Here is a 23,969-nt window from a genome sequence, read left to right on the forward strand (position 1 = left end):
AAGAGGTCGCGAAGAAGTTCACTGAGCTGAGTATATCCGGGCAGGAGCGGAATTGTCAAACATGGATTCGTCAAACGTCGACTTTCCGGACGATGAAATGCGCGGCGAGCAGGAATTCATCGACGGGCTGTACCGGCGTGTCGACGTGCTGCGCGGCGACGCCGAGGCCTCTGTCACGGACGCCCTCGCGCAGGGTGACAAGCCGATGCAGGCCCGGCTGGAGCGGGACATCCTCGTCGCCGAGCGGTCCGGGCTGCTCGCCGCGCTGAACGCGGTGGACGGCTCGCTCTGCTTCGGCCGGATCGACCTGACCTCCGGCGCCACGCACCACATCGGCCGCATCGGGCTGCGGGCCGCCGACATCGAGCGCACGCCCCTTCTGATCGACTGGCGGGCCGAGGTCGCCCGCCCCTTCTACCTGGCCACCGGCCACACCACGATGGGCCTTCGCCGCCGCCGGCACATCTCCAGCGACGGCCGCCGCGTCACCGCGCTGCACGACGAGTTCCTCGACGTCGGAGACGAGACCCGGACCGGTCACGAGGACCCCAGCGGCGACGCCGTCCTGCTCGCCGCCCTGAACTCCGCGCGCACCGGCCGGATGGCCGACATCGTGCAGACCATCCAGGCGGAGCAGGACGAGATCATCCGCGCCCCGCACCGGGGCGTGCTGGTGGTGGAGGGCGGCCCCGGCACCGGCAAGACGGCGGTGGCCCTGCACCGTGCGGCCTACCTGCTGTACGAGCACCGGGAACTGCTCGCCAAGCGGGCCGTCCTGATCGTCGGCCCCAACCCGGCCTTCCTCGGCTACATCGGCGAGGTGCTGCCCTCGCTGGGTGAGACGGGCGTGCTCCTGTCGACGGTCGGCGAACTCTTCCCCGGTGTGAAGGCGACGGCGGCCGACACCCCGGAGGCGGCCGCAGTCAAGGGCGACGCCCGGATGGCGGACGTGCTCGCCGACGTCGTACGGGACCGGCAGGCGCTGCCCGACCCGGTGATCGCCATCGCGCACGACCGCGAGATCCTGATGCTCGACGACGGTCTCGTGGGCGTCGCCCGGGAGCGGACCCGCGCCGCCAAGCTGCCGCACAACGCCGCGCGCGAGCACTTCGAGGGGTACATCCTCAACACGCTCACCGAGCTGTACGCGGAGCGGGTCGGCACCGACCCCTACGACGGCACCAACCTCCTCGACGCCGCCGACATCACCCAGATCCGCGACGACATCGCCGAGAACCCGGAAGTCTGGTCCGCCATCGACCGGTTGTGGCCGGTCCTCACGCCGCAGCGGCTGGTCGCCGACTTCCTCGCCGCGCCCGAGGGCTACGTCGGGGACGCCGACGCCGCCGCGATCCGGCGGCCCGTGACGCGGAAGTGGACCGTGGCGGACGTTCCGCTGCTCGACGAGGCGGCCGAACTGCTCGGCGAGGACGACCGCGTGGCCCGGGCGCGGGCGGAACGCGAGCGGGAGCGGCAGGTGTCGTACGCGCAGGGCGTGCTGGACGTGTCGTACGCCTCGCGGACCTACGAGTTCGAGGACAAGGAGGACAGCGACCCGGACGGCTCGGAGGTGCTCTCCGCGCACGACATCATCGACGCCGAGCGGTTCGCCGAGCGCCAGGAGGAGGACGACCACCGCAGCGCCGCGGAGCGGGCCGCGGCCGACCGGACCTGGGCGTTCGGGCACATCATCGTCGACGAGGCGCAGGAGCTGTCGCCGATGGCGTGGCGGCTGCTGATGCGGCGCAGTCCGACCCGTTCGATGACGCTGGTCGGCGATCCCGCACAGACCGCGGAGGCGGCGGGGGTCGGGTCCTGGTCGAAAATCCTCCAGCCCTACGTGGGGGACCGCTGGGAGCACACCCGTCTCGGCGTCAACTACCGCACCCCCGCCGAGATCATGGACCTCGCGGCGGCGGTGGTACGGGCGCAGGACCCGGACTTCGAACCGCCGAGCTCCGTGCGGTCCACGGGCGTACGTCCGTGGATCCGTACGACCGACGACCTGCCCGGGGCGGTCGCCGTGGCGGTCGCCGAACTCACCCCGGCCGAGGGCCGGCTGGCCGTCGTCGCGCCGCGCGAGCTGCACCGGCGGCTCGCCGCCGCCCTGGACGGGGTGACGGCGGGCGACGAGCCGGATCTGACGCGGACGGTCGTGCTGCTCGACCCGCGTCAGGCGAAGGGGCTGGAGTTCGACTCGGTGCTGGTGGTCGAGCCGGGCCGCTACGGGACGAGCGATCTGTACGTCGCCCTGACCCGCGCGACACAGCGGCTGGGGGTGCTGCACACGGGGCCCCTGCCGCACGGCCTGGCCGAGGAGCCCCCGGCGGCGGCCTGACCGCCCGGGGGCCCGCCCGGACGCCCGCAACCCGCGCCCACCCACCGCCCGACCGCGGCCGGGCGGGTGGGCCGGGCGGTCACGACGGCTGCAGCCAGACCGTGGCCAGCGGGGGCAGCGTCAGACGGATGCTCGCCGGGTGGCCGTGCCAGGGGAGGGCCTCCGGCTTCATCGGGTCGGGGTTCGTCACGTCGCTGCCGCCGTAGCGGGCGGCGTCCGTGTTCAGGGACTCGTGCCAGGCCGGGACCTCGTCCGGGACGCCCACCCGGTAGTCGTGGCGGACCACCGGGGAGAAGTTGCTGATCGCCAGCAGCGGGGTGCCGTCGGCGTCGTGGCGGAGGAAGGCCAGGACGTTGTCCTCGGCGGCGTCGCCGACGACCCACCGGAAGCCCTCGGGGTGGGTGTCGCGCTGCCACAGGGCCGGCGTGTGCCGGTAGCAGGCGTTGAGGTCCCGGACCAGGTCGCGCACGCCACGGTGGTCGGCCTCGGCCCCGTACTGCGGGTCGAGCAGCCACCAGTCCGGGCCGTTCGCCTCGGACCATTCCGCGCCCTGGGCGAACTCCTGGCCCATGAAGAGCAGCTGCTTGCCCGGGTGGGCCCACATGAAGCCGAGGTAGGCGCGGTGGTTGGCGCGCCGCTGCCACCAGTCGCCCGGCATCTTCGACACCAGCGACCGCTTGCCGTGCACGACCTCGTCGTGCGAGATCGGCAGCACGTAGTTCTCGCTGTACGCGTACACCATCGAGAAGGTCATCTCGTGGTGGTGGTACTTGCGGTGGACCGGCTCCTTGCTCATGTACTCGAGCGAGTCGTGCATCCAGCCCATGTTCCACTTCAGCCCGAAGCCCAGCCCGCCGAACCCGCTCGGGCCCTTGTGATGGGTGGCCCGGGTGACGCCGTCCCACGCCGTGGACTCCTCGGCGATGGTGACGACGCCCGGTGCCCGGCGGTACACCGTCGCGTTCATCTCCTGGAGGAACGCCACCGCGTCCAGGTTCTCCCGGCCACCGTGCTCGTTCGGCGTCCACTGACCCGGCTCGCGCGAGTAGTCGAGGTAGAGCATGGAGGCGACGGCGTCGACGCGCAGCCCGTCGATGTGGAACTCCTCGCACCAGTAGACCGCGTTGGCGACCAGGAAGTTCCGCACCTCCTTGCGGCCGAAGTCGAACTCCAGCGTCCCCCAGTCGGGGTGGGCGGCGCGCAGCGGATCGGCGTGCTCGTACAGCGGACGGCCGTCGAACTCCGCGAGCGCCCAGTCGTCCCGGGGGAAGTGCGCCGGCACCCAGTCCATGAGGACGCCGATGCCCGCCCGGTGCAGGGCGTCGACGAGGTACCGGAAGTCGTCCGGGGTGCCGAGGCGGGCCGTGGGCGCGTAGAAGCCGGTGACCTGGTAGCCCCAGGAGCCGCCGAAGGGGTGCTCGGCGACCGGCATCAGCTCGACGTGGGTGAAGCCCAGCTCCTTGACGTAGGCGGGCAGTTCCTCCGCCAGCTGCCGGTAGGTCAGCCCCGGGCGCCAGGAGGCGAGGTGCACCTCGTAGACGGAGAACGGGGCCTCGTGCGCGGGCACCCTTCCCCGTTGCTCCAGCCACTGCGCGTCGCCCCACTCGTGGTGCGAGGCGGTCACGATGGAGGAGGTGTCCGGCGGGGCCTGGGTGCGGCGGGCCATCGGGTCGGCCCGCAGGGTCTTCGAACCGTCGGGCCGGGTGATCTCGAACTTGTACAGCTCGCCCTCACCGATGCCGGGCACGAAGAGCTCCCAGACCCCGGTGCCGCCCAGCGAGCGCATCGGGAAGCCGGTGCCCTCCCAGTGGTTGAAGCCGCCGGCCAGGCTCACCCCGCGCGCGTTCGGCGCCCACACCGTGAAGCGGGTGCCGGTCACGCCCTGGTGCGTCATCGGCTCGGCGCCGAGCGCCCGCCACAGCTGCTCGTGCCGGCCCTCGCCGATCAGGTGCAGGTCGAGGTCGCCGAGGGTGGGCAGGAAGCGGTAGGGGTCGTCGGTGTCCTGGACCGCGTCCCGGTACGTCACGGCGAGCCGGTAGTCGGGGACCTCCGCGAGCGGCAGCGACGCGGAGAAGAAGCCGTCGCCGTCGTCGTGGAGTTCGTGCCTGCGGTCGCCGGCCACCACCGTGACGGACAGGGCGTAGGGGCGGAAGACGCGGAAGATCACACCGCCGTCCGGCGCCGGGTGGGCGCCGAGGACGGCGTGCGGATCGTGGTGGGCGCCGGTCAGCAGCCGACCGCGGTCGGCGGCGCCGAGGGCGGGGGAGACCGGGGTGGACGGGACCGGGGCGGGGGCGGCCTCGACGGCGGCCTTCTTCCGCGCGGCGGTCGGCGCGGCGGGGGTGGCGGGCTCGGCCGGCGGGGTCTTCCTGGCCGCCGTCTTCTTCGCGGGCGCGCTCTTCGCGGCGGCGGACTTGTTCGCGGCCGCCGCCGTGCCCGTGGCCGTCTTCGCCGTCTTCGCCGTGGCCGTCTTCGCCGTGGCCTTCTTGGTGACGGCCTTCTTGGCCACCGCCTTCTCGGCCGCGGACTTCGCGTCGGAGGCCTTCCCGGCGGCCGTCCTCGTCGCCGGCGTCGCCTCCACCGCCGTCTTCTTCGCGGCCGCCTTCTTGGCACCGCCCGCCTTCTTCGCAGGGGCCGCCTTCTTGGCGGTGGCCTTCTTCGCGGCGGCCTTCTTCGCCGCCCCCTTCTTTTGGGCGGCCTTCTTCGCCGGCGCGGCCGTCCCCTCGGGCGCGGTCGCCTGTTTCGGCACGGCGGCCTTCTCCTGGGGGGCCGTGGCCTGCCCGGCCGTGGTGTTCGGGTCGGAGCCGCTGGCGGAGGAGGTGGGTCGGGGGGTCACGGGCGGAGCCTCCTGGGAGGGTCAGGTCGGTTGGGTCGAGGCGAGGCGCCGAATCGCCGACAACGGCACGGGGAGCCAGTCGGGGCGGTGGCGGGCCTCGTAGACGACCTCGTAAACGGCCTTGTCGGTCTCATGGGCACGCAGCAGCACCGGGTCGGTCCGTGGATCGCGGCCGGCCGCCTCGGCGTAGCCGGAGCAGTACGCGGCCCGGCAGTGTTCCGCCCAGCCCGGCACCGAGGGCTGCACGGAGTGGGCGGCGTAGTCGAAGGAGCGCAGCATCCCGGCGACGTCCCGCACGGCGGGCTGCGGCATCCGGCGTTCGGCGAGCGGTTTGGCCGGTTCGCCCTCGAAGTCGATCAGCGACCACTGGCCGGCCGGTGAGCGCAGGCACTGGCCGAGGTGCAGATCGCCGTGGACCCGCTGGGCGGTCCAGGTCTGGCCCTCGGCCGCGAGGTCGGCCAGCGCCTCGAACGTGGAGCGCAGTCCGGGGACGTACGGACCGAGCGCGGGTACCGCCTGTGCGGCGAGGTCGAGGCGCCCGAGCATGCCGTCGACCGTCGAGCGCAGCTGGGTGTGGCCGAGGGTGACGGTCGGCAGGGCGCGGGCCAGCGCCGTGTGCACCTCGGCGGTGGCCCGGCCGAGGGCCCGCGCCTCGGCGCTGAAGTCCTCCCCCTTGGCCAGTTCGCGCAGGGCCAGCTCCCAGCCGTCGGCGGCGCCCTGGACGTAGGGCTGGAGGACTCCGAGGACGTAGGACTGCCCGGCGAGCTCGGCGCCCAGCCAGGCGGTCGGCGCGGGCACCCGGGGGCATCCCTCGCGGGCCAGCGCGAGCGGCAGCTCCAGGTCGGGGTTGACGCCCGGCACGATGCGGCGGAGGAGCTTCAGGATGAACGTATCTCCGTATATCACCGACGAGTTGGACTGCTCGGTGGTGACCGCGCGGCTCACCAGTCCGGGCCGGATCTCCCGGTGCGGGTCACGTTCGAAGCGCAGGTGGCCAATGCGGGCCTGGGTGCGGAGGGCCTCCAGGAGCACTTCGGCGGGCCGTGGGTCGTACAGGGCCTCGTAGACGGTCTGTCCGGCGAGCGGGCCCTCGGTGACGTGGCCGATCAGCGCGGGCGCCAGCCGGGGCGGCAGCGCCTCGCGCACTCCTATCAGGAGCTGGTAGCAGTCGCCGGGGGCCGGGGCGGTGCCGGTGCCCTGCACCGGTGGGTGCGGCTGGTGGACCTGGACGAGCAGGTGGTACAGGCCGAGCTTGCCGCCCGGTGGCAGCAGCTCGGTGGCCGCCACCGGCGTGAACCCGGTGACCGGACGTCCTTTGCCGGCGAACCAGCGCTGCCGTGGCAGCCAGTCCCGCAGCAGTGGATCCAGTGACACGAGGAGGCCGGGGCCGGCCGTGGCGGGGTGGGTGACGGCTTCCGACATGGCGTGCGTCCTTTCCCCTTCTCCGGTTCGCCCTGGGGGGGCGCTGTCAGCCGGTGTCGGCTCACGCGGGCGGACGGGGTGTTACTGATGCGTGCCCCGGGCGGGACGGTAGAAACCGCCCCGCCCCGGGCCTTCTAGACGGCGTCCTTGCGGAGCCGGAACCAGTAGAAGCCGTGCCCCGCGAGGGTGAGCAAGTACGGCAGTTCGCCGATGGCGGGGAAACGCACCCCGCCGATCAGCTCGACCGGATGGCGTCCGCTGAAGGCGCGCAGGTCGAGTTCGGTCGGCTGCGGGAAGCGGGAGAAGTTGTTCACGCACAGCACGAGGTCGTCGCCGTGCTCCCGCAGAAACGCCAGTACGGCCGGGTTGGACGACTGGAGTTCGGTGTACGAGCCGAGCCCGAAGGCGTGGTTCTGCTTACGGATCTCGATCATGCGGCGGGTCCAGTGCAGCAGCGACGAGGGCGACGCCATGGACGCCTCGACGTTGGTCACCTGGTAGCCGTAGACGGGGTCCATGATGGCCGGAAGGGACAGGCGGCCGGGGTCACAGGAGGAGAACCCGGCGTTGCGGTCCGGAGTCCACTGCATCGGCGTGCGCACCGCGTCCCGGTCGCCGAGCCAGATGTTGTCGCCCATGCCGATCTCGTCGCCGTAGTACAGGATCGGGCTGCCGGGCAGCGACATCAGCAGGGCGGTGAACAGCTCGATCTGGTTGCGGTCGTTGTCCAGCAGGGGGGCGAGCCGGCGGCGGATGCCGATGTTGGCGCGCATCCGCGGGTCCTTGGCGTACTCCGCGTACATGTAGTCGCGCTCTTCGTCGGTGACCATCTCGAGCGTGAGCTCGTCGTGGTTGCGCAGGAAGATGCCCCACTGGCAACTGGAGGGGATCGCCGGGGTCTTGGCGAGGACCTCCGAGACCGGGTAGCGGGACTCCCGCCGGACGGCCATGAAGATGCGCGGCATGACCGGGAAGTGGAAGGCCATGTGGCACTCGTCGCCGCCGGAGGCGTAGTCGCCGAAGTAGTCGACGACGTCCTCCGGCCACTGGTTGGCCTCGGCCAGCAGCACCGTGTCCGGGTAGTGCGCGTCGATCTCCTTGCGCACCCGTTTCAGGAGCTCATGGGTTGCCGGAAGGTTTTCGCAGTTGGTGCCCTCCTCCGCGTAGAGGTAGGGCACGGCGTCCAGCCGGAAGCCGTCGATGCCGAGGTCCAGCCAGAAGCGCAGCGCCGACAGGATCTCCTCCTGGACGGCCGGGTTCTCGTAGTTGAGGTCCGGCTGGTGGGAGAAGAAGCGGTGGAAGAAGTACTGCTTGCGGACCGGGTCGAAGGTCCAGTTGGAGGCTTCCGTGTCGACGAAGATGATGCGGGCGTCCTGGTACTGCTTGTCGTCGTCGGCCCACATGTAGTAGTCGCCGTAGGGGCCTTCGGGGTCCTTGCGGGACTCCTGGAACCACGGGTGCTGGTCGCTGGTGTGGTTCATGACGAAGTCGATGATGACGCGCATGCCGCGCTGGTGGGCGGCGTCGACGAACTCCACGAAGTCGGCGAGGTCGCCGAACTCGGGGAGCACCGCGGTGTAGTCGGAGACGTCGTAGCCGCCGTCGCGCAGCGGCGACTGGAAGAAGGGCGGCAGCCAGAGGCAGTCGACGCCGAGCCATTGCAGGTAGTCGAGCTTGGCGGTCAGGCCCTTGAGGTCGCCGACGCCGTCGCCGTTGCTGTCCTGGAAGGAGCGGACGAGGACTTCGTAGAAGACGGCACGCTTGAACCACTCGGGGTCCCGGTCCTTGGCGGGCGTGTCCTCGAAGGTGTCCGGCACGGGCTCGTTGACGATCATGTTGTGGGTGACCCTCCGATCTGCGGGGTGGACGGTCGCAGGACGGTCAGAATGTGCGCCGGCCGGTGGCCGGGTTCCAGGCGCACATAGTTGGCCCTGCCCCAGTGGTAGGTCTCGCCGGTGAGCTCGTCGCGCACCGGCACCGACTCGTGCCAGTCCAGGCCGAGTTGCGGCATGTCCAACGAGACCGTGGCCTCCTGGGTGTGGTGGGGGTCGAGGTTGACGACCACCAGAACCGTGTTCGATCCCGACCGCTTCGAGTAGGCGATCACCGCTTCCTTGTCGACGTCGTGGAAGTGCACGTCCCTCAGCTGCCGCAGCGCCGGGTGCTGCCTGCGGATCGCGTTGAGCCGCGTGATGAGGGGGGCGATGCTGTGCGGGGCGTCCCAGTCACGGGGTGTGAGCTGGTACTTCTCCGAGTGGAGGTACTCCTCGCTGCCCTCGCGCAGGGGGACGTTCTCGCAGAGTTCGTAGCCCGAGTAGACGCCCCAGGTGGGGGAGAGGGTGGCGGCCAGGACGGCACGGGCCTCGAAGGCGGGCCGGCCGCCCCGCTGGAGGTAGGCGTGCAGGATGTCCGGCGTGTTGACGAAGAAGTTGGGCCGCATGTAGGAGGCCGCCTCACCCGAAAGTTCGGTGAGGTACTCCGTCAGCTCCTGCTTGGTGTTGCGCCAGGTGAAGTAGGTGTACGACTGCTGGAAGCCGATCTGGGCCAGGGCGTGCATCATCGCGGGCCGGGTGAACGCCTCGGCCAGGAAGATCACGTCCGGGTCGGTGCGGTTCACGTCGGCGATGACCCGTTCCCAGAACACCACCGGCTTGGTGTGCGGGTTGTCGACACGGAAGATGCGCACACCGTGGGACATCCAGTGCCGCAGCACCCGCAGGGTCTCGGCGACCAGGCCGTCCATGTCCCGGTCGAAGGCCAGCGGATAGATGTCCTGGTACTTCTTCGGCGGGTTCTCCGCGTAGGCGACGGACCCGTCCGGGCGGTGGTGGAACCACTCCGGGTGCTTTTCCACCCACGGGTGGTCCGGCGAGCACTGCAACGCGAAGTCCAGCGCGATCTCCAGCCCCTGCGCCCGGGCCCGGGCCACGAACCAGTCGAAGTCCTCCAGGGTGCCCAGGTCCGGGTGGATCGCGTCGTGCCCGCCCTCGGGCGAGCCGATCGCCCAGGGCACCCCCACGTCGTCGGGGCCGGCGGAGAGGGTGTTGTCGGGGCCCTTGCGGAAGGTGGTGCCGATCGGGTGGACGGGCGGCAGGTAGACCACGTCGAAGCCCATCGCCGCGATCGCCGGCAGGCGCCGCGCGGCGGTACGGAACGTGCCGTGCGGCCGCTCCCGCGTGCCCTCGGACCGCGGGAAGAACTCGTACCAGGACCCGAACAGCGCCCGCTCCCGCTCCACCAGCAGCGGCAGCGGATCCGACGCCGTCACCAACTCCCGCAGCGGACACCGCCCGAGCACCTCGTCCACCTCCGGCGTCAGCGCCGCCGCGAGGCGGGAAGCGGCGGGGCGGGACTCGTCGCGCAGGGCGTCGACGGCGGCGAGCAGCACGGAGCGCTCGGTGTCGCGGGTCCCTTCGGCGGCGCGCTCGTGCAGGCGCGCGCCCTCCTCCAGGACCAGGTCCGTGTCGATCCCCGCGGGGATCTTGATCTCGGCGTGGTGGCGCCAGGTGCTGACCGGGTCGCCCCAGGCCTCCACGGTGTACGTCCACAGGCCGGCCCGGCCGGCGGTGACGGTGGCGCCCCAGCGGTCGGTGCCGGGGGCCAGTTCGCGCATCGGCGTCCAGGGGCCGGGCAGGCCGTCCGGGTCCCTCAGCACGAGGTTGGCCGCGACCGCGTCATGACCCTCGCGGAAGACGGTGGCCGAGATCTCGAACGTCTCGCCGGTCACCGCCTTTGCCGGGCGGCGCCCGTGCTGGACGACGGGGCGGACGTCGAGGACGGGTATGCGCCCGACGGCGGTGCTCTCGTCCGGGGAGGCCGGCTCCGGGGCGGGCGGGCCGGTGTCGGCGGGGTGCACCGGTGGTGCTCCCGTGCTCTCGGTACTGGTTGTCGGAGGTGCTGACGAGTGGTGCGTTGCGGGCATCACCGCTCCGTTCCGCGTCAACTGGGTGGGCGGATGGCTGGTGGGGAGGAGGGTCGTGCGCGGGTGTGCCTGTGGGGCGTACCGCAGGAGCCTTCCCACCCTATTCGGGTGGGCAATCCGGCACTTTGTTAACTACCCGCGCGTATGTCTACGCTCAAGACCGGCCCCGTTCCGGACGTACGGGGCCGATGCTCGCACCAGGTCCCGAATGCGCCGCTACGGCCGCGGGACTTGAAGAAGTGCGTTCGGTGAACCGGGCCCCGCGCCGGGACGTGCCCGAGGCGGCGCCCGGGACGCGCGGTGACACGGATGCCCTCGGGTGGCGGCGGACTTGCCCACGACGTCGTGCAGTTGGGCGTGTGTGACCCGTTCGGCGCAGTGCCGTAAATATGGCCGAATCTCACCCCGTGCTCACCGGCGCTCGCCCCGGCGCGGACGTCGAGCGCGCGTCCCGAACCACCCGATGGACGTGTGTGCGGGTGGAATCGGCCATATCACCCATCGGGGGCGGACGGCGGTCGTTCCCGAGGCGCGCCCTGAGTCGGCCCCGGCGACGCCGGGTAGCCACTACCGTCGACATCGATGACCGGACGCACACCGCCGTGCGTCCTTGTCCGCACGCTGACGAGGTGGAATGTGAAGGCGATCCGTCGATTCACCGTCCGACCCGTTCTCCCCGAACCCCTACGGCCGCTCAGTGATCTCGCGCGGAATCTGCGCTGGTCCTGGCACACGGAGACGCGCGAGCTGTTCCAGTCCGTCGATCCGGAGCGGTGGGCCGCGTCCGGCGGTGACCCGGTGCGGCTGCTGGGCAGTGTCCCGCCCGCGCGGCTCGCCGAGCTGGCCGAGGACCGCCGCTTCCTGCGCCGGCTGACCACCGTCTCCGGAGACCTGGCCGACTACGTCACCGGAGAGCGCTGGTACCAGGCGCAGTCCGGCGACCTGCCCGCCGCCGTCGCCTACTTCTCCCCGGAGTTCGGCATCACGGCGGCCCTGCCGCAGTACTCCGGTGGTCTCGGCATCCTCGCCGGAGACCATCTCAAGGCGGCCAGCGACCTCGGCGTACCGCTGATCGGGGTGGGGCTGCTCTACCGGCACGGCTACTTCCGGCAGACGCTCTCCCGGGACGGCTGGCAGCAGGAGCACTACCCAGTCCTCGACCCCAACGAGCTGCCCGTCGCCCTGCTCAAGGAGGAGGACGGCACGCCCGCCCAGGTGACCCTCGCCCTCCCCGGCGGGCGCCGGCTGCGCGCCCGGATCTGGCTGGCCCAGGTCGGCCGGGTGCCGCTGCTGATGCTCGACTCGGACGTCGAGGAGAACGACCTCGGCGAGCGGGGTGTGACCGACCGGCTGTACGGCGGCGGCAGCGAGCACCGGCTGTTGCAGGAGATGCTGCTGGGCATAGGAGGTGTGCGGGCCGTGCGGACGTACTGCCGGCTCACCGGGCATCCCGAGCCCGAGGTGTTCCACACCAACGAGGGGCACGCCGGGTTCCTCGGCCTGGAGCGGATCGCCGAACTCTGCGACGCCGGACTCGACTTCGACTCGGGCCTGGAGGCCGTGCGGGCCGGCACCGTCTTCACCACGCACACCCCCGTCCCCGCCGGCATCGACCGCTTCGACCGCGAGCTGGTCGCCCGGCACTTCGGGCCCGACGCCGAGCTCGCGCGCATCGACGTCGAGCGCATCCTGCGACTCGGCATGGAGACCTATCCCGGCGGGGAGCCCAACCTGTTCAACATGGCCGTGATGGGGCTGCGCCTGGCCCAGCGCGCCAACGGCGTCTCCCTGCTGCACGGCAACGTCAGCCGCGGGATGTTCTCCGGGCTCTGGCCCGGGTTCGACCCCGACGAGGTGCCGATCACCTCCGTCACCAACGGTGTGCACGCGCCGACCTGGATCGCCCCCGAGGTGTTCCGGCTCGGCGCCCGGCAGGTGGGCGCCCAGCGCGTCGAGGACGCCTTCACCGGCGGGGGCTCCGACCGCTGGGACGCGGTCGCCGACATCCCCGCCCAGGACATCTGGGACCTCCGCCGCGACCTGCGCGAACAGCTGGTCACCGAGGTGCGGGAGCGGCTGCGGGCCTCCTGGCGGCAGCGCGGGGCGGGCACGGCCGAGCTGGGCTGGATCGACGGAGTGCTCGACCCGGACGTGCTCACCATCGGGTTCGCGCGGCGCGTCCCCTCGTACAAGCGGCTGACGCTGATGCTGCGGGACCGCGACCGGCTGATGGATCTGATGCTGCATCCCGAGCGGCCGATCCAGATCGTCGTCGCGGGCAAGGCGCACCCGGCCGACGACGGCGGCAAGCGGCTCATCCAGGAGCTGGTCCGGTTCGCCGACGACCCTCGGGTACGGCACCGGATCGTCTTCCTGCCCGACTACGGCATGGCGATGGCGCAGAAGCTCTACCCCGGCTGCGACATCTGGCTGAACAACCCCCTGCGTCCGCTGGAGGCCTGCGGCACCAGCGGGATGAAGGCCGCGCTCAACGGCTGCCTCAACCTCTCCGTGCTGGACGGCTGGTGGGACGAGTGGTTCCAGCCCGACTTCGGCTGGGCGATCCCGACCGCGGACGGCGCGGGCACGGACGCCGACCGTCGGGACGCCATCGAGGCGGCGGCGCTGTACGACCTGCTCGAACAGCGGATCGCCCCCCGCTTCTACGAACGCGGCACCGGCGGACTGCCCGACCGCTGGATCGAGATGGTCCGCCGGACGCTGATGCTGCTGGGCCCGAAGGTGCTGGCGGGCCGCATGGTCGGCGAGTACGTCGAGCGGCTGTACGCGCCCGCGGCCCGCGCCCACCGCGCGATGGTGCCGGACGCGGCCCGCGAACTGGCCGACTGGAAGGCCCGGGTACGCCGCTCCTGGCCCGGTGTGCGGGTCGACCACGTCGAGACGTCCGCGACCACGGCCACGGCCGAGCTCGGCTCCACCCTCACCCTCCGCGTCCGGGTCGCCCTCGGTGACCTCGCCCCCGACGACGTGGAGGTCCAGGCGGTCTCCGGCCGGGTGGACCCCGAGGACCGCATCGCCGACGCCACCGCGGTCCCGCTGAAGCCGGCGGGCGGGCCGGACCTCGAAGGGCGCTGGATGTACGAGGGCCCGCTCGCCCTGGACCGGACGGGCCCCTACGGCTACACGGTCCGCATCCTGCCCGCCCACCGCCTGCTGGCGACCGGCGCGGAACTCGGGCTGGTGGCCGTGCCGGCGGAGGACGTGGCGGAGGGGGCCGGGGTGCTGCTGCGCTGACGCGCCGGGCGCGGTGCGGGAGGTACTGGCCGAGAGATCCCCAGGGTTGCGGTGCTCAGTACTCGTTCTCCGGCTCGCACAGCCGGCGGAGCACCTTCCCGCACCGCCGCGCGTACGCCGACTGCAGCCCCCGGTTCGCCGGGCCGCCGGCCCGGACGTACCACTTGGCGGGGCGGCTGAACGCCGACACCGTCAGCCACACGGTGCCGTCCCCGGTGCGCTCGACCACGAAGGCCTCCTCGCCGCACTCCGGGTGGCCGGTCAGGGTGCCGTAGGCCCAGCCGGCGCGGCGGTACTCGGAGACCGTCCACACGACCCGGCAGGGCGCCTTGATCAGGCCGGCGAGCGTGACGGTGACGTCGACGCCGGGGGCGGCGCGGTCCGCGGCGGCCTCGACGCCCAGGCCGGCGGCGCGGTGCATCTCCCAGGTGCCCACGGCGTCGGCGGCCCGCCGGAACACCCGCTCGCCCTCGCCGATGCGGGTGCGCACATGCAGGGGATGGAAGCCGGGTGGGCAGAAACCCGTCTCGCGGGTCGCGCCGACATCCTCGTACGTGAACGACATGCGGCCAAGAGTAGGGCGGCACCCGGCGTCGACCGCCCGCCGGGTGCCGCCGTCACGAACCGCTCTACGGGAACGTCACCTTCCAGCTGTTGATGTAGCCGGTGTCCTGCGCCGCCTGGTCCTGCACCCGCAGCCGCCAGGTGCCGTTGGCGACCTCGGAGGAGGCGTTGACGGTGTAGGTGGCGTTGACGTTGTCCGCCGAGTCCGAGGAACTGAAGTTCTTCAGGCGGTACGCCGTCCCGTCCGGGGCCAGCAGGTCGATCACCAGGTCACCGCGCCAGGTGTGCACGATGTCGACGGCGACCTGGAGGTTGGCCGGGGCGTTGCCCGCCCGGCCGGACACGGTGACCGACGAGGTCACGGCCGCGCCGTTGTCCGGGATCGCCACGTCGGCGGTGTTCTCGAAGGAGGTGCCGCCGCCGGGGCCGCCGGGCCGCGAACCGACCGCGACGCCCGCCCACGCGTCCTGCACCGCCTTGTACTCGGTGCTCGTCGTGCCGTACAGCTCACCGGCGACCGCGAGCGTGCCGGTGCGCGCGGCCGCGTAGTTGGTGGTCGACGTGAACTTCGTGGTGAGCGCCTTGAACCAGATCTGCTCGGCCTTGGCCCGGCCGATGCCGGTCACCGGGAGGCCGTCCGCGGTCGGCGAGTCGTAGCTGACGCCGTTGACCACCTTGGCGCCGCTGCCCTCGCTCAGCAGGTAGAAGAAGTGGTTCGCGGGACCGGACGAGTAGTGCACGTCGATCGAGCCGATGCCCGAGTACCAGTTGTCCTTCGACGCGCCGTCCTTGCTCGGCTTGTCCATGTAACGCAGCGGCGTGCCGTCGCCGTTGATGTTGATCTCCTCGCCGATGAGGTAGTCACCGACGTCGGAGGAGTTGTTGGCGTAGAACTCGACGGCCGCGCCGAGGATGTCGGACGTCGCCTCGTTCAGGCCGCCGGACTCGCCGCTGTAGATGAGGCCCGCGGTGGCCGAGGTCAGGCCGTGGGTCATCTCGTGGGCGGCCACGTCGATCGAGGTGAGCGGGTTGGCGTTGCCCGATCCGTCGCCGTAGGTCATGCAGAAGCAGCTGTCCGACCAGAAGGCGTTGACGTAGTTGTTGCCGTAGTGGACCCGCGAGTAGGCGCCGACGCCGTCGCCGCGGATGCCGTTGCGGCCGTGCACGTTCTTGTAGTAGTCCCAGGTCAGCGCGGCCCCGTAGTGGGCGTCGGCACCGGCCGACTCCGCGTTGGAGGGCGTGCCGTTGCCCCAGACGTCGTCCGGGCCGGAGAAGAGCGTGCCGGTGCCGGAGGTGCCGCGGTTCAGGTTGTAGGTGCGGTGGTTGCCGCGGGCGCCGTCGGTGAGGTTGTACGTCGAGCCGGACTGGGTCGTGGTGAGCGGGACCGTGCCGCTGTAGACCGTGTGCCCGGTGCCGTTCCTGACCGCCTGCCACTCGAAGAGCTTCTCGCCGGTGCCGGCGTCGGTGACGACGTGCAGCTCCTGCGGGGTGCCGTCGTGCTGGAGGCCGCCGACGACCGTCTCGTAGGCGAGGACCGGCTCGCCGTTCGCGGCCCAGACGACCTTGCGGGGCTCGCCGCTGACCTCGGGGCTCCTGGCGTCCTCGGCGCGGGCGGCGCCGAGCGCCTGCCGCTCCGCCTGCGCCCCGGCTATCGCGGGCTTGAGCGAGGGCACCTCGATGGTGGCGCGGGTGGCCTTGGTGACGCTCTCGGTGGCACCGGCCTTCGACGTCTCGACGACCAGATCACCACCGAGGACCGGCAGGCCGGCGTAGGTCCGCTCGTAGCGGGTGTGGACCGTGCCGTCGGCGTCCTTGGCGACGTCCCGGACGAGGAGCTTCTCCTGGGAACCCAGGCTCAGCTCCCGTGCGGTGTCCGCCTTGCCGGCGTCGGCCTCGCGGATCAGCGCCGCGCGCTGGGCCGGAGTGAGCTTGACGGGCAGGGAGCCCGGGTCGGCCTTCGCCGACGCCGAGGGCGCCGAGTCCGCGGGGGCTGCCGCGGCGCCGGACTGCACGGCGGCGGCGAGGAACGCGGCGACGCCGACGAGGGCGACGGCCGCGACGCGGGGGGTGCGTCTGTGGGAGGAACGGTTGCTCGATGAGGAACTGCTCTTCAACACTGACTCCTTCTGCGTGGCCGTGGTTCACACGGCCAGGGGAGCCGGGCGGCGTCAGGCCGTCCGGGCAGAACGCGAAACCAGGTGCGGACGGCCACGGGAACAACACAGCGGCATGGAGGTGGGGTTGCTGTGGAGTGGCCGTGTGAAGCGTGACACCACGGGCGCGACCTGTCAGGAGCGCGTCAAGAGTTTGGCCGGAAATGGTTCGTTGTCCGGGAGTTCGCGTTCGGTATACGAACGGGACGCCTTTCTACCCGGCCGGCTCGCCGTGCCAGGTGCGCCACAGCCGCGCGTACGCGCCGTCCGCCGCCACCAGTTCGTCGTGCGTGCCGAGTTCGGTGATCCGCCCCGACTCCATCACCGCCACCCGGTCCGCGTCGTGCGCGGTGTGCAGCCGGTGGGCGATGGCGATCACCGTGCGGCCCCGCAGCACGGCGGCCAGGGCACGCTCGGTGTGCCGGGCCGTCGCCGGGTCGAGCAGGGCGGTGGCCTCGTCGAGGATCAGTGTGTGCGGGTCGGCCAGCACGACGCGGGCCAGGGCGAGCTGCTGGGCCTGCGAGCCGTCGGTGCGGACCCCTCCCGTGCCCAGCTCGGCGTCGAGGCCGCCGGGCAGCCCGCGCACCCAGGCGTCGGCGCCCACCGTGTCGAGGGCGGTCCACAACTGGGCGTCCGTGGCCGCCGGTTCCGCGATCAGCAGATTGTCGCGGACGGTACCGAGGAAGACATGGTGCTCCTGCGTGACCAGCGCGACCTGGCGGCGCAGCCGCTCCGGCCCCAGACCGGCGACCGGCACCCCGCCCACCGTCACACTGCCCGCACCCGGCGAGTCGACACCGGCGAGCAGCCGGCTCAGCGTGGACTTGCCCGCACCCGACGGGCCGACGACCGCGAGCCGCTCACCGGGCCGGATCGTCAGGTCGACGCCGCTCAGCACCTCCCCGCCCCGGTCGTACGAGTAGCGCACGCCCCGCACGTCGATGCGGTCGCCGTCCGGATCGGGAGAGTCGGCCGGCGCCGACCGGGGCGCCAGCGCCAGGCCCTCCACCCGGGCGAAGGAGGCGTTGCTCATCTGCAACTGCTCGACCCTGATCAGGATCGTGTCCAACGGCTCGGTGACCTGCCGCAGATACAGCGCGGCCGCCACCACCGCGCCCAGGGTCACCGTCCCCCGCTCGTGCAGGAACCCCCCGACCAGCAGCACGGCCACCACCGGGAAGGCGTACGAGAAGTCCGCCGCCGGGAAGAACACGCTGCGCAGCCGCAGGGTGTGCAGCCGGGTGCGCCGCGCCTGTGCCAGCGCGTCCCGGCTCGCCGCGATCCGGTGCCGCTGCAGACCGAAGGCCTCGACGGTGCGGGCGCCGGCCGCCGTCGCGGTGAGGACCTCGGCGACGTCCGAGGTGGCCGCCCCCTCGTCGAGGTAGGCGGAGCGCGCCCGGCGCAGGTACCAGCGCAGCGGGAACCAGATGCCGAGCCAGCCCAGCAGCGCGCAGCAACCGAGCAGCGGGTCCAGCGCGACGACCGCGCCGAACAGGAACAGCACCTGCACCGAGGCGATGAGCAGCGCCGGACCGGCGTCCCGCAGCGTCGTGCCGACGGCGGTGACGTCGGCGGTGCCCCGGGCCGTCAGATCACCGGTTCCGGCCCGCTCCACGACCGAGGCGGGCAGCGACAGCGCCCGGTCGACGAAGCGTTCCCTGATCCGCGCCAGTGTCCGCTCACCGAACCGGTGCCCGGCGTAGCGCGCCCACCGCGACAGCAGCAACTGCGCCAGCGCGCAGCCGACGAGGGCCAGTGCCAGCCGGTCGACGACGTCGACGCCGGCGCCCGCCCGGACCTCGTTGACGATCGTGCCCAGCAGCCACGGCCCGGCCAGCCCGGCCCCGGCGGCCAGCGCGTTCAGCGCCAGTACCGCGGCGAAGAGCCGCCCGTCGGCCCGGACCAGCGAGGCCAGGGCCCGCCGCACCTCGGCGGGCCCGGCGACGGGCAGCCGGCCCGTCGGCTCCGCGGTGGCGCCCGGCGCCTTCCCGGACGTCATCGCACGGCCTCCTCGGCGCCGATACCGGACGGATCGGCCCCCTCGTCCCCGTCGGCCTCCGCGTCCCGGGCCACCAGCGCCCGGTACCCGGGCGCGTGATCCAGCAGCCCCTGGTGGGTGCCGCTCGCCTCGACCTTGCCGTTCACCAGGAAGTACACGGTGTCCGCCCGGTCCAGCACCAGCGGCGAGGTGGTGGTGACGACGGTGGTACGGCCCTGGCGGGCCTCCCGCAGCCGACGCGCCACGGCCGCCTCGGTGTGCGCGTCGAGCGCGGACGTCGGCTCCACCGCGAGCAGCACCTCGGGGTCGGCCAGCAACGCCCGCACCAGCCGCACCCGTTGGCGCTGACCGCCGGAGAGATTGCGTCCCTGCGCGTCGATCCGGGAGTCGAGCCCGTCCGGCAGCCCGCGCACGACGTCCTCGGCCACGGCCGCCCGCACGGCCCGCGCGACGGCCGCGTCGCCGGCGTCGGTACGCCGCCCGAGGACCACCTCGCGCAGCGTTCCCGCGAACAGATCGGCCTCGTGGTCCGCGACCAGGATCCGCTCCCGCACCTGGGCGAGCGCGATCTCGTCCAGCCGTAGCCCGCCCCAGGTGACGTCCGAGGGCGCGTACCGCCCGAGCCGGTCGACGATCTCCGCCGCGTCGGCGGGCCGCTCGCAGGCGAGCGCGGTCAGCCGGCCCGGCAGCACCCGCACGCCCGACTCCGGGTCGTCGAGCGCGGACGGCTCGGCCGGGGCGTCGTGCGCCCCGGCGCCGGCCGGCGGGTCGAGCCGCAGGAACCCCACGATCCGGCGGGCGGCCACCAGTCCGCGGCTGACCTGCTGGCCGAACTCCAGGAAGTACGCCACCGGCACCACCAGCACCGCGACATAGCCGTAGACCGAGACCAACTCGCCCACGGTGATCGCCCCCTGGGCCACCAGCCGGGCCGCGAGCCAGGTCACCACGGCCAGGAACACCGTCGGCAGGCCCAGGCCGAGCGCCTGGATCCAGCTGGTCACGGCGCCGACCCGGTACCCGTCGTCGCGCAGCCGCCGGGAGTCCCCGCGGAAGGCCCCGGCGACCAGCTCCTTGCCGCCGAGGCCGCCCAGCACGCGCAGCCCGCCCGCCATGTCCCCGATGCGCGCGGTGAGCGTGCCCTGGGCCTCCCGGTACGCCGTCTCGGTGCCCTGCAGGCGGCTCATCAGCGGCCCGGCCAGGACGCCGGTCACCGGCACGCCCAGCAGCACGACCGCGGCCAGCAGCGGGGAGACCGACAGCAGCAGCGCGGCGACGACGCCGTACGCGACGACCGCGCCGAGGCCCGGGCCGATGACCGTCAGGGCGGTGGCGACGGTCTGCACGTCGCCCACGCCGATCGTGACGACCTCCCCGGCCGTGACCTGCCGGCGCAGCGAGGCGCCGAGGCGGACCGCCTGACCGATCACGACCTTGACCGTGCGGAAGTTGGCGTCCATCCGGACCCTGGTCATCGTGCGGTGCCGGGCGATGTTCAGCCAGGCGTCGACCGCCCCCGCCGCCAGCACGGCCGCCGCCCAGCCGAACAGCGCCGCCCGGTCACCGGGCTCCAGCCCGTCGTCGATCGCGCGGGCCAGCAGATACGGCACCAGCGCGGGCAGCGCCAGCGACACGACCCCGAACAGCGCCCCCGCGGCCGAGCGGCCCGGCTGGCTGCGCACCAGCCAGCACAGATAGCGGGCGGGACCCCGGACGTCGGGGGTGCCGGGGTCCTCGTACGCGTCGATCATCGCGCCGCTCGCTTCCCGTGACCCGTTCCCCTGCTCACGCCAGACTGTCCTGCCACGCCCGGTGCAGCCCCGCGAACCGGCCCGTCCCCGCGATCAGTTCGGCCGGGCTGCCGTCCTCGACGATCCGGCCGTGCTCCATCACCAGCACCCGGTCCGCGATCTCCACCGTGGACAGCCGGTGCGCGATCACGACGGCCGTCCGGCCCTTCAGCACGGTCGCCATCGCCCGCTGCACCGCACGCTCGCCGGGGATGTCCAGCGAACTGGTCGCCTCGTCGAGGATCAGCACCGCCGGGTCCGCGAGCAACGCCCGCGCGAACGCGACGAGCTGACGCTGACCGGCCGAGATCCGGCCACCGCGCTTGCGGACGTCCGTGTCGTACCCGTCGGGCAGCGCGGCGACGAAGTCGTGCGCGCCGATGGCCTTGGCGGCGGCCTCGATCTCCGTACGGCTCGCGTCGGGCCGCCCGACGGCGATGTTCTCGGCGACCGTGCCGGAGAACAGGAACGACTCCTGCGTCACCATCACGATGCCGCGCCGCAGTTCCGGCACGGCCAGCTCCCGCAGGTCGACCCCGTCGAGCAGCACCCGCCCGTCGGTCGGGTCGTAGAACCGGGCCAGCAGCTTGGCCAGGGTCGACTTGCCGGCACCCGTGGAGCCGACGACCGCGACCGTCTGCCCGGCCGGGATCGCGAGGTCGAAGGAGGGCAGTACCTCGCCGCCGGTGCGATAGGCGAAGCGCACACCGTCGAAGACGACCTCGCGGCCGGGGTGTTCGGAGGCGAGCGGCGGCAACTCCCTGGGCGCGGACGGCTCCGGCACCGAGGGCGTCTGGGCGAGCAGCCCGGCGATCTTCTCCAGTGAGGCCGCCGCCGACTGGTAGGAGTTGAGGAACATGCCGAACCGGTCGATCGGGTCGTACATCCGCCGCAGGTACAGCACCGCCGCCGCGAGCACGCCGAGCGCCAGCGTGCCGTCCGCGACGCGGTGGGCGCCCCACAGGACGATCAGCGCGACCGCCGTGTTGCCGACGACCCGGGAGCCGACGACGTAGCGGGCCATCTCCAGCAGCGCGTCGCCGTTCGTGCGCTCGTGCCGCCGGTTGAGCACCCGGAACTCGGCGTCGTTGGCGGCCTCCCGGCGGAACGCGCGCACCGGGCGGATGCCGTTCATCGTCTCCACGAACTTCACGATCACCGCGGCGATCGCCGTCGACCGTGTCGTGTACACCTTCCGCGCCCGCCGCTGGTACAGCCGTACCAGCCACCACAGCGGCAGGAACGACGCCACCGCCACGGCGCCCAGGCCCAGATCCAGCCAGAGCAGGATCGCCGCGACGTACACGCACGACAGGATCACCGTCACCAGCTCCTGCAGGCCCTCCTCCAGCAGCTCGCGCAGCGACTCGACGTCGGTGGTGGAACGGGAGATCAGCCGGCCCGAGGTGTAGCGCTCGTGGAAGTCGACGCTCAGCGCCTGCGCGTGCCGGAAGATCCGGCCGCGCAGATCGAGGAGCACGTCCTGGCTGACCCGGGCGGAGGTGACGACGAAGGCGTACTGGAGCGCGCCGGAGGCGGCCGCGCACAGCAGGTAGCCCACCGCCACCGCGATCAGCGGCCCCTGGTCGTGGGCGCGGAAGGCGGGCACGGCGTGGTCGATCGCGTACGCCACCAGCAGCGGGCCCGCCTGCACCGCCGCCTGTCCGAGGAACAGCAGGAGCGTGGTCAGCGCGACCCTGGCCTTCATCGGCGCGAGCAGCGACCTCAGCAGCGTCCCGGTGGCGCCCGGCGGGGTGGGCAGGACGTCCTTGTCGAACGGGTCGCCCGCCCCGGGCGGCTGAGCCGGCTCCTCGTCGGTGACGGGGGCGGGCGTGGAGGTGGACGCGGTCACCGGGCTGCCTCCAGTTCCGTACCGGACATCAGATGGGCGTACTCGGCGTTGTCGCGGAGCAGTTCGTGATGGGTGCCGACGGCCGTGATCCGGCCGCCGGACAGCAGGGCGACCCGGTCGGCGAGCAGCACCGTGGACGGGCGGTGCGCGACGATCAGGGCGGTGGTGTCGGCGAGCACCTCGCGCAGCGCCTCCTCCACGGCGGCCTCGGTGTGCACGTCCAGCGCCGAGAGCGGGTCGTCCAGTACCAGGAACTCCGGGCGTCCCACGACGGCCCTGGCCAGCGCCAGCCGCTGCCGCTGACCGCCGGACAGGCTCAGGCCCTGCTCGCCGACCTGGGTGTCCGTGCCCTGCGGCAGCCTGTGCGCGAACCCGGCCTGGGCGACGGACAGGGCGCGGTCCAGATCGGCGGGCCCGGCCTCGTCGGAGGCGCCCATCAGCACGTTCTCCCCGACGCTGGCGGAGAACAGCGTCGGCTCCTCGAACGCGACGGCGACCCGGGCGCGCAGTTCCTCGCGGGACATGGCGGCGATGTCGGCGCCGTTCAGCGTGATCCGGCCCCCGGTCACCTCGTGCAGCCGTGGGACCAGCGCGGTGAGGGTGGTCTTGCCGCTTCCGGTCGCCCCGACCAGGGCCATGGACTCGCCGGGGCGGACGTGCAGGTCGACATGGGCGAGGACGGGTGGGGAGCCCGTGGGGGCGTCGGGGTAGCGGAAGCTGACGGCGTGGAAGCGGAGTCCGCTGTCGTGGACGTCCGCCGCCGTGCCCGCCGCCTTGGTGGCCGTCTCCGGCTGCGCGTCCATCACCTCGAAGTACCGCTCGGTGGCCGTCGCCGCCTCCTGGCTCATCGCCAGCAGGAAGCCGATCGAGTCGACCGGCCACCGCAGGGCGAGCGCCGTGGACAGGAAGGCCACGAGCGTGCCCGCCGACAGGTCTCCGTCGGCCACCCGCACGGCGCCGAGCACCAGTGCCGCTCCGATGGCCGCCTCCGGGAGCGTCACGATCACGCTCAGGATCGCCGCCAGCAGCCGGGCCTTGGTCAGCTCCGTCCCGCGCAGCGTGCGCGCCAGCTCCCGGAACGCCCGCGCCTGACTGCGGTGCCGCCCGAACCCCTTGATGATGCGGATGCCGAGCACGCCCTCCTCGACGACCGTGGTGAGATCGCCGACCTGGTCCTGCGCCCGCCGTGCCACCTCGGCGTAGCGCTTCTCGAAGATCGCGCAGCTGACGATCACCGGCACCGCGGGCCCGAGGATCACCAGCCCGAGCGTGAGGTCCTGCACCAGCATGATGATCACGCCGACGAGAATCGTCACTCCGTTGACCAGCAGGAACGTCAGCGGGAAGGCCAGGAACATCCGCACCAGCATCAGATCGGTGGTGCCCCGGGAGAGCAACTGGCCCGAGGCCCAGCGGTCGTGGAACGCCACCGGCAGCCGCTGGAGATGCCCGTACAGATCCGCGCGCATCGCCGCCTCCACCCCCGCCAGCGGGCGCGCCACGAGCCACCGGCGCAGCCCGAACAGCACGGCCTCGCCCAGCCCGAGCAGCAGCAGGAACAGCGCGCCCAGCCACACGCCCGCCGGGTCCCGGCCGGCGATCGGCCCGTCGACGAGCCACTTGAGCACGAGCGGGATCACCAGCCCGACGCAGGACGCCACGATCGCGACGAACGCGGCGGTGAACAGGCGGGCCCGCACCGGCCTGACATACGGCCACAGGCGCAGCAGCGAGCGGACGGCGGAGCGGTCGCGGGGCGAGGTGGCACGTGTCGTGGGCATCAGGAGCGAGCCTACGGATCGGCACTGACAACGCCTACCGAGTTTTGGCCGGACCGC

General features: G+C 72.6%; 12 protein-coding genes. 2 read left to right on the forward strand and 10 right to left on the reverse strand.

Annotated features, from left to right (window positions below):
• Positions 1–61: 61 nt before the first annotated feature.
• The gene (locus tag ACIP2X_RS17480) at positions 62–2,338 is read left to right on the forward strand and encodes a HelD family protein (RefSeq protein ID WP_401673511.1); all 2,277 of its coding nucleotides are present in this window, start codon (positions 62–64) and stop codon (positions 2,336–2,338) included.
• Between the two features lie 79 nt (positions 2,339–2,417).
• Here ACIP2X_RS17480 and glgB read toward each other — a convergent pair whose 3' ends face one another.
• From glgB to ACIP2X_RS17500, 4 genes are all read right to left on the reverse strand, one after another.
• Entirely contained in the window at positions 2,418–5,174 is a 2,757-nt protein-coding gene (gene glgB / locus ACIP2X_RS17485; RefSeq protein WP_401673513.1) for a 1,4-alpha-glucan branching enzyme, read from the reverse strand.
• 21 nt (positions 5,175–5,195) lie between these two features.
• Complete coding sequence (locus ACIP2X_RS17490; protein WP_401673516.1) at positions 5,196–6,596, reverse strand: phosphotransferase; 1,401 nt, start codon at positions 6,594–6,596, stop codon at positions 5,196–5,198.
• 134 nt (positions 6,597–6,730) lie between these two features.
• Positions 6,731–8,431 (reverse strand): maltose alpha-D-glucosyltransferase, encoded by a 1,701-nt coding sequence (gene treS, locus ACIP2X_RS17495; RefSeq protein WP_401673518.1) that lies wholly within the window; start codon positions 8,429–8,431, stop codon positions 6,731–6,733.
• Positions 8,428–10,518, reverse strand: a complete 2,091-nt coding sequence (locus tag ACIP2X_RS17500; protein ID WP_401673520.1) for an alpha-1,4-glucan--maltose-1-phosphate maltosyltransferase — start codon at positions 10,516–10,518, stop codon at positions 8,428–8,430. Before ACIP2X_RS17500 ends, treS begins: the two co-directional genes overlap by 4 nt.
• Positions 10,519–11,154: 636 nt before the next feature.
• On the opposite strand from ACIP2X_RS17500, the gene ACIP2X_RS17505 reads away from it, so the two are divergent.
• Positions 11,155–13,773 (forward strand): glycosyltransferase family 1 protein, encoded by a 2,619-nt coding sequence (locus ACIP2X_RS17505; RefSeq protein WP_401674487.1) that lies wholly within the window; start codon positions 11,155–11,157, stop codon positions 13,771–13,773.
• 55 nt (positions 13,774–13,828) lie between these two features.
• Here the strand turns inward: ACIP2X_RS17505 and ACIP2X_RS17510 are convergent, their stop codons facing one another.
• The 6 genes from ACIP2X_RS17510 to ACIP2X_RS17535 all read right to left on the reverse strand — a co-directional run bounded on the left by ACIP2X_RS17510 (position 13,829) and on the right by ACIP2X_RS17535 (position 23,912).
• The gene (locus ACIP2X_RS17510) at positions 13,829–14,338 is read right to left on the reverse strand and encodes a DUF1990 family protein (protein WP_401673522.1); all 510 of its coding nucleotides are present in this window, start codon (positions 14,336–14,338) and stop codon (positions 13,829–13,831) included.
• A 64-nt stretch (positions 14,339–14,402) separates the two neighbouring features.
• A complete protein-coding gene (locus ACIP2X_RS17515) occupies positions 14,403–16,454 on the reverse strand; it encodes a M4 family metallopeptidase (RefSeq protein WP_401673524.1) in 2,052 nt (683 codons plus the stop codon).
• 250 nt (positions 16,455–16,704) lie between these two features.
• The gene (locus ACIP2X_RS17520) at positions 16,705–18,489 is read right to left on the reverse strand and encodes an ABC transporter ATP-binding protein (protein WP_401673527.1); all 1,785 of its coding nucleotides are present in this window, start codon (positions 18,487–18,489) and stop codon (positions 16,705–16,707) included.
• A complete protein-coding gene (locus tag ACIP2X_RS17525) occupies positions 18,486–20,240 on the reverse strand; it encodes an ABC transporter transmembrane domain-containing protein (protein ID WP_401673530.1) in 1,755 nt (584 codons plus the stop codon). The genes ACIP2X_RS17520 and ACIP2X_RS17525 overlap by 4 nt, the downstream gene beginning before the upstream one ends.
• 34 nt (positions 20,241–20,274) lie before the next feature.
• Positions 20,275–22,131 (reverse strand): ABC transporter ATP-binding protein, encoded by a 1,857-nt coding sequence (locus ACIP2X_RS17530; RefSeq protein WP_401673532.1) that lies wholly within the window; start codon positions 22,129–22,131, stop codon positions 20,275–20,277.
• Positions 22,128–23,912: an ABC transporter ATP-binding protein gene (locus ACIP2X_RS17535; RefSeq protein ID WP_401673535.1), complete on the reverse strand. Its 1,785-nt coding sequence runs from the start codon at positions 23,910–23,912 to the stop codon at positions 22,128–22,130. Before ACIP2X_RS17535 ends, ACIP2X_RS17530 begins: the two co-directional genes overlap by 4 nt.
• Between the last annotated feature and the right edge of the window lie 57 nt (positions 23,913–23,969).

Source organism: Streptomyces sp. NPDC089424, from assembly GCF_044749345.1.
In the GTDB taxonomy this organism is placed as follows: Bacteria; Actinomycetota; Actinomycetes; order Streptomycetales; family Streptomycetaceae; genus Streptomyces.